This window comes from Roseivirga sp. AWQ4_251 (genome assembly GCF_056158225.1).
Genome location: NZ_JBSWSW010000001.1, coordinates 2322491 through 2336772 on the forward strand (window position 1 = coordinate 2322491; position 14282 = coordinate 2336772).

Consider the following 14282-nt stretch of genomic DNA (forward strand, 5'->3'; position numbering starts at 1 on the left):
TTGTCATGCGGTCACATGACAATATAAGTCCTCCAAAGTTTTGGCTACGGTTTTTCAGATGGTTCTGCCGCCATGATTATGCCGAAGACATTGAAGGCGATTTGCTCGAAAGGTTCGAGCTGCGAAACGAGCGCCAAGGTTCCAAAAAAGCCAAACGCTTATTTATTACGGACGTGCTGAAGCTCTTTCGCCCCAGCATGATCAAAAGGTTAGAAGGAAATCAAAAACTCAATTATTACGGTATGTTTAAACACAATTTCAAAATCACGATAAGAAGCTTCTTTAAGCATAGAAGCACATTTATCATCAACCTTTTAGGGCTTTCCACCGGGTTAGCCAGTTCGCTATTCATCTATTTGTGGGTTCAAGCCGAAACCAGCATAGACAAATTCCATGAGCTCGATAATCAGCTTTATCAGGTTATGTTGAACCATGAGGAATCAGGTCAAATCAACACCAAAGACGGCACTCAGGCCCTATTGGCAGCCGCTTTACAAGAAGAAGTTCCCGAAATCACAACCGCAATACAAACCACCCCAACCCATTGGTTTGGGAAAATGCCATTAAGCACGGACGATAAAACCATAAAAGCCATTGGCAAATTTGCGGAGCCTGCATACTTCGAAATGTTCACTTTCCCTTTTGTTCAAGGGAATCCCAAAACCGCACTGAAGGACAAAGGCTCAATTGTGATCTCGAATAACCTCGCTACCAGAATGTTTGGCAGCGCAGAAGCAGCCTTCGGAAAAACGCTCAAATGGCAGCTATTGGATTACAAAGGCGATTATAAAGTGTCTGGTATTTTCGAAGACCTTCCCTCCAACACCACAGACGATTTCGAGTTCGTTCTGCCATTCGACAAGTTTCGGGATATACTTACGCCTGAAGGAATTCACTGGGGTAATTACAATGCAGAAACTTATGTATTGCTTGCCAAAGGAACCGATGTAGATGCACTAAACGATAAGATTAAGACCTTTGTAAAAGAAAAAGTGGACTGGTCGAACGTAGAACTTTTTGTGCGCCCTTTCTCCGACAAATACCTTTACACAAAATATGAAAACGGTGTTCAAGCGGGTGGACGAATTGAGTACGTACGCCTATTTTCAATCGTCTCGGTATTCATACTTTTAATTGCCTGCATCAACTTTATCAACCTTTCTACCGCCAAAGCTTCAACCAGAGCAAAAGAAATAGGCGTTAAAAAAGCCATTGGTGCCAAACGAGGAAATTTGGCAGTTCAATACCTGCAAGAAGCTTGGCTCATCACGGTGATGTCCATTATTGTAGCCTTAGGTTTGGTAGCATTGCTCCTACCTCAGTTCAATCGAATGACTGGCCACGAAATTAGTCTAGTCTTTGATCTTCAATTGATCTATCTGCTACTGGGCATTTCCGTTATCACCGGTTTATTGGCTGGCAGCTATCCTGCCATTTTCCTTTCCAGCTTAAAACCCGTGGCAACCTTAAAAGGAAAACTCAATATTTCCTTTGGTGAAACTTGGGTTCGCAAAGGCTTAGTGGTTTTTCAGTTTGTACTTTCAGTAATTCTCATCGCTTCTATTTTAGTGATAACCAAACAAATAGAATTCATTCAAAAGAAGAATATTGGCTACGACAAAGACAACCTTGTGCTCTTTACCAATGAAGGCAAAATTGCCGATGACTTCGGTATCTTCATCAAAGAATTGAGAAATGTGCCAGGTGTGATAAACGCTGGAGGCACAACTCACACGATTGTAAACGGTGGAAGCTATACTACTGGCTTGAATTGGGAAGGCGAAGATCCTGATATTGAAACCCAATTTGGCAACATGACGGTAACCTATGATTTTATCGAAACGCTTGGGGTAGAAATCATAGCAGGAAGAAGTTTTTCTGAAGAATTCAGTACGGATGCAAACAATCTGATTTTAAACGAAACAGCCATTAACATCATTGGCTACGATGACCCAATTGGTAAAAAAGTCAACCTTTGGGGTAATGACATGACGATTATCGGAATCGTTAAAGACTTTAATTTCAGCTCTTTACACGAAAACATAATTCCGATGTTCTTCAAGTTAGACAATAAATTCACGTTCAATATTTTAACCAGAATTCAAGCAGGAAATGAAAGCAATACTTTAGATCGTATTTCAGAATTATACAAAACTTACAATCCTGATTATGAATTCAACTACACCTTTCTTGACCAAGAATTTGCCAAGCAATACGTAGCAGAACAGCGAGTTTCTCAGCTCACCAAATACTTTGGAGTGCTTGCCATAATTATTTCGTGCCTTGGATTATTTGGCTTGGCCTCCTTTACCTCAGAAAGAAGATCGAAAGAAATAGGAATTAGAAAAGCGCTTGGAGCTTCCAGTGTAAATATCATCCGACTTTTATCAGTCGACTTCAATTTATTAGTAGGCATCGCCATTTTAATTGCACTTCCGCTGAGTTATTATATGCTTCAAAACTGGCTCAACGAGTTTGCTTATCATATCGATCCAAAGCTTTGGTATTTTGCTTTAGCTGGAGGATTAGCTTTGGCCATTTCGTGGATTACGGTTAGCCTGCAGACTATAAAAGCAGCGAGGGCTAATCCTACTAAAAGTTTAAGAAGTGAATAAATAGAACTGCCTTACCTCTCACTCTGGCCATTCCGAAACTTCCCAATATCGGAATCCGCTTTCAACGAGGTAAGGCAGTATTTTTAAGGTGGATTACGCTGCTATTTCCATCATTTCCAGCGTAATGATAGACTTGTCAATATTGAGCTGATGCCTGTTAAGCATATTGATTACAGCAGGTGTAAGCGATAAATCGCTCTTCAAAATCTCTTCGTAGTCTTTTCTTGCAGCCTTCTCTCCTCTGATACATTCTTCCAGAACTTTTTCTGTACTGTTAGAAGAAACGGAAGATTTAATATCCATCCAGGCTCTGTGTAGCGTTGCCGTAAAATTACTTTCTGTGGCTGGTTCACCACCAAGACTTGCAATTTCAGCAGCCAATTCTTTTGCGAACTTTCTTCGCTCGTTAATCTGATCGTTAAAGAAAGTTTTCAGAGGTTCATATTCAACATCATCGATGGCCGATTTATATCCTAAAATAGAATCGTAAGACCTTTTTAGCACTTCGTTTAGTTTGTCGGATAATTCTTCTGTATATGACATATCAATTGGGTTTTAATTTGAAAGATGATGTGTAGAACAAAAGAAATGTGCCAAAGAATAAAGCCTATTCTGACAGAATAAAACGCGATTTAGGAAAGTATAAAGGAATCAAATTCCCCAAGTGTGGTTTTATACCTTCAGCAGGTTGTATCAATTTTCTGGGGAGCTATAAAGAGAATCCAAAGCATTGGCAAAGGCAACTTGATTAAACCAATCCTGATTTTCAACATCATCCAGAACCACTTCAAGGCGTCTTCTGTAAACAGTTTTCAGTCCGTTCACTTGAATAAATTCTACGGCTTCCTGAAAGGAATTGAACATGCTTTTATAAAATGCATCTTGCTTTACTTGCTTCTCTTCATTAAAACGAAGTGCAATTTCTATATTAAAAACCATTACATCTGCCAATAACGTTGGATCCAGTCCTAGCTCAAAAAAATGCTTAATCAGCTTTTGAGCAGTCGATCGTCTGGCTTTCGGTTTTCTTCCATTTACAGGAAAATACTCTTTGGAAATTTTCAGCTTGGCATCTTCTATCAACTTGTCTTCTTTGGGGTTGAAAACAAAGTTGTAATAGGTTTTTACTGGCTTGAACTTATCGTAGAGCTCCAGAATCTGCGTTTCCAGTTCAGATTTATCCAAAGATTGTAGATACTTTACCAGTGCTCTTTTGCTCATAATCCTGCTTTAAAAGCTAAGGTATTAAACCTTGCCCATCTGTCAACTCTGTTATTACCTCGAAATCGGTCATTTGTTTCTGAAAATTAGATGGATTGCAAGAATGTATTATACGGCACTCAGAACAGAATAACCCCAATCATCTTATTTTTTAGTATTTTCTACCCATGAATAAAGTACTTTTCATCACTATGAGAATTCTAAAAAACACATTCCTTTTCTTGATGCTGGTTGTAGCCATCAATGCAAATGCGCAAAGAACCAACTTCACCCATCAAGATACGCTCAGAGGCAGTATTACTCCTGAACGCGAATGGTGGGACTTGACTTATTACCACCTTTCCATCAATACCGACATCCCCAATAAACTCCTGAAAGGCAGCAATTTGGTTCAGTACAAAGTATTGAAAAGCCATAATAAGATGCAGATTGACTTGCAAGAACCTATGAAAATAACTGCCGCGAGTCAGGATGGAAAATCGGTGAAGTTTACCCGCGATGGCAATGCTTATTTTCTTGATTTACCAGCCAACCAAAAAGTGGGCAGCATAAAAGAATTGTTAGTAGAATTTGAAGGCAATCCTGTCATCAGTAAAAATCCACCTTGGAGCGGTGGCCTTACTTGGAAGAAAGACAACAATGGTATGGACTTTATCGCCACCAGCTGCCAAGGAGATGGCGCCAGCTTATGGTGGCCCAACAAAGACCACATGTATGACGAAGTAGACAGCATGTTAATCAGCATTACCGTTCCAGAAAACCTTATGGATGTTTCTAACGGAAGGCTGAGATCGGTGGTACAAAACAACAACAAAACCAAAACCTTCAATTGGTTCGTTTCCAATCCTTTGAACAATTATGGAGTGAATATGAACATTGGGGATTATGTTCACTTTTCTGAAACCTATTATGGCGAAAAAGGCGCTTTGGACTGCGACTATTATGTACTTCGCGAAAACTTGGATAAAGCGAAAAAACAATTCAGACAAGCACCAGAAATGTTACGAGCTTTTGAACATTGGTTCGGGCCTTATCCATTTTATGAAGACAGCTACAAATTGGTTGAAGTTCCTTATTTAGGCATGGAACACCAGAGCTCTGTAACCTATGGCAACAAATACGGAAACGGATATTTAGGCCGCGATTTGAGCGGAACGGGCTGGGGTTTAGAATTCGACTTCATCATTATTCATGAGTCAGGTCACGAGTGGTTTGCCAACAATATCACCTATAAAGATGTCGCTGATATGTGGGTACATGAAGGATTCACAGCCTATTCAGAGAATCTGTATGTTGACTACCACTTTGGTAAAAAGGCGAGCCAAGATTATGTAATCGGAACCCGAAGAAGTATTCGCAACGATAGGCCAATTATTGGAGCTTATGATGTGAATTATTCCGGTTCTGGCGACATGTATTCCAAAGGAGCTAATATGCTTCATAACATCAGAACCATTATTGATAATGATGAAAAATGGAGAGGAATTCTAAGAGGTTTAAATAAAGATTTCTACCACCAAACGGTTACAACGGCTCAAATTGAGAACTATATATCGAAAAAATCCGGCATTGATTTCTCAAAGCTTTTCGATCAATATTTAAGAGATGTTCGCATTCCAGAACTACAATATGCTGTTGATGGCAAAAAACTAACATACCAATGGTTCAATGTGGTACCAGGTTTTGATATGCCTGTAGATGTTCATGTAAATGGCCAAATCGTGAGATTAAAAGCAACGGATAAAGCCCAAAGTAAAACTTTCGGTGAAGAGATAAACGAGGTGGAAGTGGATAGAAACTACTATATCACGAATAAGAAAATCGTTAAGTAAGATTCATGTTCTTCATCCCTCCAAAAGTTTGCTAACGAGTTCAAGCTTTAGCTTCTGACTTAGTTGTTGATATCAATTTTTGGAGGGGCTTTCAACGTTATAAATCGAGTGTAGATCATGAATCAAGTAAATGAATAAAAACTTCAGCTTAATAAGTAATGGATCAACCTGATGATCTAATAGTTTAGAAATCAGGTTTTCCAAAACTCATGTTCACATAAACTTTTTAGATATGATTGTTGGATTTTTTGGCTATGTAGCCATCGTTTTTGGTTTAGCCGCCCTTGTCTGGGGCGTTTGTTATTTAGCAGGTCGAGATAGTCAAGGTTTGAAAAGCCTTGGATTTCTATTGGCGATTGGTGTTGTCGCAGGCAATCGATGGGTTTTCCCGAATGTTTACACGGTAAATGAATGTGGCACAGTGATTACCGAATACATGATTTTACCGACTTCAACGCCTAACAATCACCCTATGAGTTATGGAAGCCATTGTTATTTGATCAACAATACGGATGAAGATTTATGGGTTCAAACTGCACTTTACGGCAATAAAACGGAGCAAAATTCCGCAGATGAAATCATATCTGAAATAGTACCTCCCAAAACCGATGTTGAATTGAATGCCATAACCATGGATTATTTCTTTGATTATGCGCGCAGGGAAATCAACACGCGTGATGAAGGAGCTATAAAATATGTCGTCACTTGTGGTGAACTATAATCTTTAAGATAAAACACTCAAACGAATATGAAATTCAACTCAAAACGAGCCTACTCAATACTGATGCTTCTCTTCTTTAGTATCGGATTAAACGCTCAAAAAGTAAAACCCATTTTCAAAGATGGCGAAGCTCAAATCGTTCCCGAATTCAATAATCCTGACACTTGGATCAGGCATGACCTTTGGGTAGAAACAGAATTTGACAGCGATGGAGATGGTAAGCCAGACAGAGTACATGTGGATGTTACTCGCCCTCCACAAACTGAAACTGAGGGATTAAAACTTCCGATTGTTTATGAATCAAGCCCATATTACGCAGGAACCGCTTCTTTGGCCAACGGTGTACTTTGGGATGTAAGACAAGAATTAGGCACTCAACCCAAGGAAAGAAAACACCCAGAACCAATCAAAAGAAGAGGTGAAAGACCAATCATTTCTAATTCACAAATCAAAACTTGGGTACCAAGAGGCTATATCGTGGTTCACTCCTCTTCTCCGGGAACTGGCCTTTCTCAAGGGTCGCCAACCGTGGGTGGAGATAATGAATCTCTAGCGCCTAAAGCTGTAATTGACTGGCTAAATGGCCGCGCCAATGGCTATACAACCCCAGATGGCAATGAAAAAGTAGAAGCATTTTGGAGTACGGGCAAAGTAGGAATGACAGGAACTTCTTACAACGGAACCCTTCCTTTAGCAGCAGCTACCACCGGAGTAGACGGCTTGGAAGCCATTATTCCAGTAGCGCCAAACACTTCTTACTACCATTATTATAGATCTAATGGTTTGATTAGGCATCCTGGCGGATGGTTAGGCGAAGACATTGATGTGCTTTACGATTTTATCCATAGTGGAGATGAATCCAAAAGAGCATACAGCGACAAGGTAATTCGGGACACTGAAATGGCCCAAGGTATGGATAGAGTTACGGGTGACTACAACGATTTCTGGGCAGGCCGTGATTACCTTAACGACCTCGGCCCAATGAAGGCGGCTTTGCTTATGTCTCATGGATTTAACGACTGGAATGTGGTGCCCGAGCATAGTCTGAGAATTTATGAAGCTGTAAAGGCCAAAGGCTTACCGCATCAGATTTATTATCACCAAAACGGACATGGAGGCCCTCCGCCTGTAAGCATGATGAACAAGTGGTTTACACGATATCTTCATGGCGTTGAAAATGTTGTAGAGAATGATCCTAAAGCATGGATTGTTCGTGAAAACGATGCTCAAGGTGAGCCTACTCCTTATGCTGATTACCCAAACCCAGCAGCTCAGCTGGTTCAAATGTTTTTATCCAAAGGAGCTCCAGAAAAAGGAGGCTTAAGTACTACTCAAAGTTCGAATCAAGGCACTGAGACTTTGGTTGACAATTATTCCTTTTCAGGCACTACACTTGCCCAGGCAGAAAATACTGATCATCGTTTGTTGTATGTAACACCTACTTTGAAGGAACCTGTTCACATTTCTGGTAAAGTGAAGGTGAATATTAAGTTGGCAAGTAGTAAACCAGCAGCTAACCTTTCTGTTTGGTTGGTTTCATTGCCATGGAGAGAAGGAAGAAATAGTAAAATAACAGACAACTTAATCACTCGCGGCTGGGCAGACCCTCAGAATTACAAATCATTAAGAGAAAGTGAGCCGCTTGTTCCTAGCAAATTCTATGAAATGTCATTCGAACTTCAACCTGATGATCAAATTATCGAAGCTGGCCAGCAAATCGGTTTAATGATCATGTCAACAGATCGAGATTTCACCCTTTGGCCAGAACCAGGCACCGAACTAACAGTCGACTTAAACGGAACTACCATTTCGATTCCTGTAGTAGGAGGAAAAACTGCTCTGGAAAAAGCGATTAAATAAATAAGGCCAAAAGCCCTTCAAAAGAAATGAGTTTGCCAGCCATATTAAGCTAGGTAAAAACCAACTTTTGAAGGGCTTTTCTGTTAAACCTCTAACAGAACCAACCCAACAAATTCCTTTCCATGAAAAAAATACTCGTACTGACTGGCGGTGGCGATTGCCCAGGTTTAAATGCCGTGATCAGAGCCATTGTAAAACGTGCAGATCAAGAAAACAATGTTGAAGTTTACGGAAGTATTGAGGCTTACAATGGTGTTTTGCGCGATCCACAAGAAATCATCAGACTGGACAATCAGCGAATTGCTGGCATTCATGTTAAAGGAGGTACCATTTTAGGAACAACCACAAAGTCCGACCCATTCAATTTTGTAAAAACGCTCCCCAATGGTGAAAAAATGATGGTCGATCGTTCTGATGAAATGGTAGAAAAAATCAAATCGATGGGATTTTCAGCCGTGATCAGCATTGGCGGGGATGGCTCCCAAAGGCTTAGCAAAAGACTTTTTGATAAGGGAATGCCAGTGATTGGCGTACCCAAAACCATCGATAACGACCTTGCTTGTACCGATTATACATTCGGCTTCCAAACCGCGGTAGATGAAGCAACTCACGCGGTAGACAAGCTCGTTTCTACGGCCGAAAGCCACCATAGAGTAATGATTTTGGAGGTAATGGGGAGAAATTCAGGATGGATTGCTTTACACAGCGCCATTGCTGGCGGGGCCGAATTATGCCTGATCCCAGAAATCCCATATGACATACAAAAGGTAAAGGAGCGTATTGAAGCTCGTTATAAAAACGGAAGAGGTTTTGTAAACATTGTAATTGCAGAAGGAGCAAAACCTAAAGACGGTTCAATCACCGCCAAAGAAAGTGATGAATTCGGTTATCAGAACGTAAGATTGGGGGGAGTTGCTTTTGAACTAAGTCACCAATTAAAAGAAGCTGGCTGCAAGGCCGATATCAGAGAAATTGTTTTGGGGCATTTACAAAGAGGAGGAACCCCTACTCCATTCGATCGATTATTAGCTACTCAATTTGGAGTTAAAGCAATGGAAATGGCCTTGCAAGGTGACTTCGGAAAAATGGTGACTTTCAAAAACAACCAAATTGGAACGGTTCCTTTAGAAGCCGCTACTGAAAGTGTAAAGATGGTCAACCCTGATTCTTCTCTTGTAAAAGCTGCAAAAGGTGTTGGTATTTCGTTTGGTGATTAACTGTGTAGAATAGCCTAATTCCCGTTTTTGTATATCACAAGGTTCTTTACAAGCATAGGGATATAGTAGAAACGTTTGACTTTAGCGCCAGAGAAACCTTCGAACTGAAGCCAGGCTTCATCACTATAATAATTCAATTTTCGAAAAGCCTTCTTTTTATTATGGCTTCTAAGTTGCCAGAAAAATCTGCCTACATGAGGTTCAAAAGGAGTATCAATACTAGGAACTACAATTAAATATGACTTAGCAACTCTATCTATCTCTTTCAATATCCTAGAAAGCTTTTCAATCGGTTCAATATGTTCCATCATACCGAAACTGATTACTAAATCGAAATGCTTATCAGGAAAATCCATTTGCTCAGCATCAGCATTAATGAACTCGAAATTCTCTTGTCTGATATTTAAATCCTGAACATCGATCCCGTAGATTTTAAGATCATTGCGGCCATCCAAAAACTTAATTAAATCTTTCCCTCGGTTACATCCTACTTCCAGAATACTGAACGGCTCTTTGTGAACCCTAAAAATATTACCCTCGCAAAGTCTATCAAGAATTCTATTTCTTCGGTTCTTTAGATATCTGGCGGGTCCTGACTTCTGCCAATATCTACGTAATCTTCTTTTTAATGGAGGGGTTGACATACAAGTTATGAATCGGCCGAAAAATTATAAAAGTACTAACCACGGTTCTACCTAAGTAGAACAGGTTTTTTGAATTTTACCAAAGATATTCTCTTTTCATGTTGAAAAAAAGGTCTTTGAATGGAATTAAGTGTAAATAAAAACTCTTCTCGAGCTAAGTTCACACCCAATTCGAGAAGAGTAAAATTTCATAACTCAGCTTTGATTACTTCAATAAATCACCTAGAACATCTTCTATTTTGTAGTACTGAAAAGTTCTGTTATCAGACATAGCCACGAAAATTCCGTTCTTAAACGTCTCATTAAAAGCGACATTACTAATTTCGGAACCATCGCTCTCATTGGTCGATACCTTCACCACTTTCAGCAGTTTATGATCGTGAGGATTTCCTGAAACCCCTTCTCTAGAGAAAATCTGAAATTGATTGGCTTGCTGATCAGAAACCAGAATAAATCCTTTACCATTTCCCGAATCAAAAATAGAAATACCTTCATGATCATCGGTAAAACCTTCAGTGCCGAATAAAGCAAGTTCTTCATTTCCCATTTCTGGATCGGCATGATACTTTCTCACGCCTATGTTCTCGTCAGAGTAATACACATAGCCCAATTCATCATCTACAGCAATCGCTTCAATTTCCTTAACCCCACTAAAGATTCCGAATTTTCTAACCAAAGTAGCTTTTACAGTTCCTTCATCGGTACCTTCTAAAAGATATTGCCATAAATAAGAACCTTCTCTAGGACCAGCTTTTCTCCCCATAATAGCGAAAATGGCTCCGTCTGATGGACGTTTATAAAGGGCTACTCCCATGAGATCACGGAATTCGGCACCTTCTTCACCTTCAAAAACTGGAATTCCACCATTGTCGATAGGCTTCATTTCAGGCAAAGAAAAAATGCGCATGTTATGCGTTAAACGCTCTCCGGTAACTGCAATATCTACAGTATCATTTCCCACAACCAAACCATATTCAATATCTACATTATTGGGTCTTTGTAGATTTCTTACCGTTCTTTCAGGAATGATTTTTCCTTCTAAATCGAAGGCATATAGAGCTCCATCAACATCTTTATCCGTTCCAATAATCATGCTTTGCGCAGGATCATTTGGATTGACCCAAATTGCAGGATCGTCTGTATCGTGTTTGGTAGCTTCGGTAACCAGGGTTGGCTTTACTTTCTCTTCTATTGTATTGCCAGTTTTTTCAGACTTGCCGCAAGTTAGAACACTCGCTGCAAGCGCCAAAAAAACTATTGGTGTTGCTTTTTTCATAAGATATAAAGTAGGCGTGTTGATAAAAAGAGAGGGTTTTACCAAAAAAGTCTACCCTGAGACAAGCTCAGGGCGACCTTATTTTATCAAACCACCTATTTCAATTATTGGTTGTTGAACAAATCGAACTTAAGACCTGCGTTGAATCTTACATTGTAGTATTCAGCCTGCATGGTTCTAGAGCTAATGCCTTGGTAGTAGCGCAATGGCTGATTAGTCAAGTTGTTCACCTCGAAGAAGAATCTCCAGTTTTTAGTGAATGCATAAGATCCATTAAGGTCTAAGAAAGTTTGCTTGTCGTAGAATCTATCTTCGAAGTTTTCTCCACCCAATTCATCGATATAATCGCTAGCGTAGTTCAAAGAAGCTCTCAAAACCAACTTATCAGTTTCGTATGAAAGTGAAGCGTTGAACATGTTCTTGGCTGTTCCTGGCAAAGAAAGGTCATCAGCTTCTCTACCTTGAATACCTGTTGTGCTAGATTCTGTGAAGGTGTAGTTCAAGTATAAACCTAAACCTTTCCAGATTTGTCTTTGGAAAGAGAATTCGAATCCAAAAATATCCGCAGTACCACCATTAAGGGAAGTTGTAAACTGAAGATCGTTACCATAAACAGGATCATTGTAACCTTCAACCCTTTGAGGATAGATGAAGTTATCTACGTTTTTGTAGAAAGCACCACCAGAAACGATACCGATGTTTTGGAAGTAGTTTTCGTACATCAAATCAAAGTTCATTGAAGTAGTAGGCTTCAAATCTGGGTTACCTTTCTCTAATTCTTGGTCTTCGATACTGTACTGAACGTAAGGAACAAGATCGTAATAGTTTGGCCTGGCGATAGTGTTAGTGAAAGCGAATCTCAAGATTGAGTAATCCGTGAAGTTATAGTTCAAGTGAACACCTGGCATAAAGTTGGTGTAGTTTTTAGAATCTTCTACTTTACCATCACCTTCTTCATCATCAATATCATATACATAACCTGTATAATCAACGCTAGTTGACTCTACTCTCAATCCGAAAATTGCCGAAAGTTTGTCGTTTAATTGAACATCAGACATGGCGTAACCGGCAATGATGTTTTCAGTAGCAGAATAGTTACCAGCCAAATACTCTTCAGGAACATCTACTTTATCGAATTGACCTGAGTTTAAGTTAATGCTACCCAAAAACTGAGGCGTTGCAAACGTTCCAACTTGGTACTTACCACCAGGTAAAAAGTCTGAATCAGAGTAGTTTCCGTTGGGAACATCAGCGATAGTTGCTCCGAAAGCATCTTCGTCAACTGGCTCGTAAGAGAAGAAGTTATTGTTTCTCTCCTTTTTCTTAAGCCTTGCTCTTGCTCCAAATTTCAATACCGCTTTGTTAGACAAAGGAAGAGAAAAGTCCAATTTGCTGTTCACATCTCTATCGAAAGTGTAGCTATACTGCTCAGAAAGCTCATTAAACTCAATTCCCAAGTTATCAGCTGGGTTGGTCAAAATCGCCAATGGGAATTTGGGATCATTCAAGTCAACAGTTACATCCTGCTTTTTAGATCTGTAGCTCAAGTACCTTTCATTCGGTCTTTCTTCAGAAGCTTTTGCATAAGTAGCGGACCAGTTAATTTTCAACTTATCTAATTGGTGTTCACCTTTTAGAGAAAGGTTTCTATTTCTTTGATCTTCTAATCTACGATTGTCAACTCTATCGTTTCCAATACCACCTTTGGTTTGAAATTCAACTCTGGCAGCAGAAACATTGTATTTATTGTTTCCAAGAGAAGTAAAGTCACCATCGTTGAAGGCATCTTCCAATTGAGAAACACGCATTCTGAAACGGTTTTCCCAGTCATCTCTCCAGTTGTAAGTACCTGAAAGATAAATTTTGTTGTTCTTGTTGATTTGGTAATCCAAAGCCAAGTTGGCACTTCTTCTGATTCGCTGAACGCGGTATTCTCTGATATCCAACTCATCGATGTAAGTGTTTCCATCATCTCCTTGAATCCAAACAGCCTCAACATTATCTGAACCAAAGTTGTGGTTATTGTAAGAAGCAGAAAGTACAGCCCCTAGTTTACCATTTGCGAAACGATCGGCAGCAATTAAAGAACCTGTCCAAATAGGTTTGTTAGAAAGGAAGTTGTAACCAGAAGCCAAAGTTCCTGAAATACGCTCGCCAGTTGGTTCAGAACGCGTTACCAAGTTTACAGAACCACCAATTGCATCGGCATCCATATTTGGCAATACCGCCTTGTTTACCTGAATTGTTTGAATCATATCAGAAGGAATAAGGTCCAATTGAATGTTTCTGTTGTCACCTTCTGCGGAAGGAATTCTTTCTCCGTTCAAAGTCACAGAGTTCAAAGCTGGCGCCAAACCTCTGATGATGATGTTTCTGGCTTCACCTTGGTCATTTTGAATGGTGATACCTGGAATACGCTTAAGGGCATCTCCAATGTTTGCATCAGGAAAACGACCTACTTGATCAGCAGAAACAACGTTAGTGATGTTCGCGTTAGTTCTTTGCTGGTTCAAAGCCTTCGCCTGACCTTTCAATCTATCTCCGATTACAATCACCTCACCAGCTTCAGTATAACCTGGCTCAAGTGATACATTCATTTCGGTAGTAGTTCCGGCAGTTACAGTAATGTTCTGCTCGTGCTTTTTGTACCCTACATAAGAAACCATGATTTGGTAAGCTCCTTCTGGCACTTCAACCATGGTGAAATTTCCATTTACATCGGTAATACTTCCTTTGTTAATGCTTGTAATAAAAACAGTCGCACCCGGCAAGCCAAGCCCAACTTCGTCAGTAATTCTACCACTGATAATACCGTTTTGGGCCACAGCCACAGTACTAATAAGAAGTGATAACAATAACGTGTGTAAAAGTTTCGTCATGTGATTTTGATTAGGTT

The 14282-nt window shown here is 39.9% G+C and carries 10 protein-coding genes; 5 read left to right on the forward strand and 5 right to left on the reverse strand.

What is annotated here, in order from left to right:
- Positions 1-5: 5 nt before the first annotated feature.
- Complete coding sequence (locus ACXACJ_RS10240) at positions 6-2615, forward strand: ABC transporter permease (RefSeq protein WP_475134269.1); 2610 nt, start codon at positions 6-8, stop codon at positions 2613-2615.
- A gap of 93 nt (positions 2616-2708) precedes the next feature.
- Here the strand turns inward: ACXACJ_RS10240 and ACXACJ_RS10245 are convergent, their stop codons facing one another.
- The gene (locus ACXACJ_RS10245; RefSeq protein ID WP_475134270.1) at positions 2709-3158 is read right to left on the reverse strand and encodes a ferritin-like domain-containing protein; all 450 of its coding nucleotides are present in this window, start codon (positions 3156-3158) and stop codon (positions 2709-2711) included.
- A 150-nt stretch (positions 3159-3308) separates the two neighbouring features.
- Positions 3309-3836 carry a DUF6155 family protein gene (locus tag ACXACJ_RS10250; protein WP_475134271.1) on the reverse strand — a complete coding sequence of 176 codons (528 nt, stop codon included), beginning with the start codon at positions 3834-3836 and terminating at the stop codon, positions 3309-3311.
- Positions 3837-4003: 167 nt separating this feature from the next.
- On the opposite strand from ACXACJ_RS10250, the gene ACXACJ_RS10255 reads away from it, so the two are divergent.
- The 4 genes from ACXACJ_RS10255 to ACXACJ_RS10270 all read left to right on the forward strand — a co-directional run bounded on the left by ACXACJ_RS10255 (position 4004) and on the right by ACXACJ_RS10270 (position 9466).
- The gene (locus tag ACXACJ_RS10255) at positions 4004-5668 is read left to right on the forward strand and encodes a M1 family metallopeptidase (protein WP_475134272.1); all 1665 of its coding nucleotides are present in this window, start codon (positions 4004-4006) and stop codon (positions 5666-5668) included.
- Positions 5669-5900: 232 nt separating this feature from the next.
- Positions 5901-6389, forward strand: coding sequence for a hypothetical protein (locus ACXACJ_RS10260; RefSeq protein WP_475134273.1), 489 nt, complete (start codon positions 5901-5903; stop codon positions 6387-6389).
- Between the two features lie 27 nt (positions 6390-6416).
- Positions 6417-8249, forward strand: a complete 1833-nt coding sequence (locus tag ACXACJ_RS10265; RefSeq protein ID WP_475134274.1) for a Xaa-Pro dipeptidyl-peptidase — start codon at positions 6417-6419, stop codon at positions 8247-8249.
- A 122-nt stretch (positions 8250-8371) separates the two neighbouring features.
- Positions 8372-9466 carry a 6-phosphofructokinase gene (locus ACXACJ_RS10270; protein WP_475134275.1) on the forward strand — a complete coding sequence of 365 codons (1095 nt, stop codon included), beginning with the start codon at positions 8372-8374 and terminating at the stop codon, positions 9464-9466.
- A gap of 14 nt (positions 9467-9480) precedes the next feature.
- Here ACXACJ_RS10270 and ACXACJ_RS10275 read toward each other — a convergent pair whose 3' ends face one another.
- The 3 genes from ACXACJ_RS10275 to ACXACJ_RS10285 all read right to left on the reverse strand — a co-directional run bounded on the left by ACXACJ_RS10275 (position 9481) and on the right by ACXACJ_RS10285 (position 14265).
- Positions 9481-10110, reverse strand: a complete 630-nt coding sequence (locus tag ACXACJ_RS10275; RefSeq protein ID WP_475134276.1) for a class I SAM-dependent methyltransferase — start codon at positions 10108-10110, stop codon at positions 9481-9483.
- Positions 10111-10315: 205 nt separating this feature from the next.
- Entirely contained in the window at positions 10316-11386 is a 1071-nt protein-coding gene (locus ACXACJ_RS10280) for a phytase (RefSeq protein ID WP_475134277.1), read from the reverse strand.
- A gap of 104 nt (positions 11387-11490) precedes the next feature.
- The gene (locus tag ACXACJ_RS10285; protein ID WP_475134278.1) at positions 11491-14265 is read right to left on the reverse strand and encodes a TonB-dependent receptor; all 2775 of its coding nucleotides are present in this window, start codon (positions 14263-14265) and stop codon (positions 11491-11493) included.
- Between the last annotated feature and the right edge of the window lie 17 nt (positions 14266-14282).

Excerpts from the sequence above, each read along its gene's own strand:
- ACXACJ_RS10260 (WP_475134273.1), top strand. The coding sequence starts at position 5,901 with ATGATTGTTGGATTTTTTGGCTATGTAGCCATCGTTTTTGGTTTAGCC.
- ACXACJ_RS10250 (WP_475134271.1), bottom strand. The coding sequence starts at position 3,836 with ATGAGCAAAAGAGCACTGGTAAAGTATCTACAATCTTTGGATAAATCT.
- ACXACJ_RS10255 (WP_475134272.1), top strand. The coding sequence starts at position 4,004 with ATGAATAAAGTACTTTTCATCACTATGAGAATTCTAAAAAACACATTC.
- ACXACJ_RS10270 (WP_475134275.1), top strand. The coding sequence starts at position 8,372 with ATGAAAAAAATACTCGTACTGACTGGCGGTGGCGATTGCCCAGGTTTA.
- ACXACJ_RS10240 (WP_475134269.1), top strand. The coding sequence starts at position 6 with ATGCGGTCACATGACAATATAAGTCCTCCAAAGTTTTGGCTACGGTTT.
- ACXACJ_RS10245 (WP_475134270.1), bottom strand. The coding sequence starts at position 3,158 with ATGTCATATACAGAAGAATTATCCGACAAACTAAACGAAGTGCTAAAA.
- ACXACJ_RS10280 (WP_475134277.1), bottom strand. The coding sequence starts at position 11,386 with ATGAAAAAAGCAACACCAATAGTTTTTTTGGCGCTTGCAGCGAGTGTT.
- ACXACJ_RS10265 (WP_475134274.1), top strand. The coding sequence starts at position 6,417 with ATGAAATTCAACTCAAAACGAGCCTACTCAATACTGATGCTTCTCTTC.
- ACXACJ_RS10285 (WP_475134278.1), bottom strand. The coding sequence starts at position 14,265 with ATGACGAAACTTTTACACACGTTATTGTTATCACTTCTTATTAGTACT.
- ACXACJ_RS10275 (WP_475134276.1), bottom strand. The coding sequence starts at position 10,110 with ATGTCAACCCCTCCATTAAAAAGAAGATTACGTAGATATTGGCAGAAG.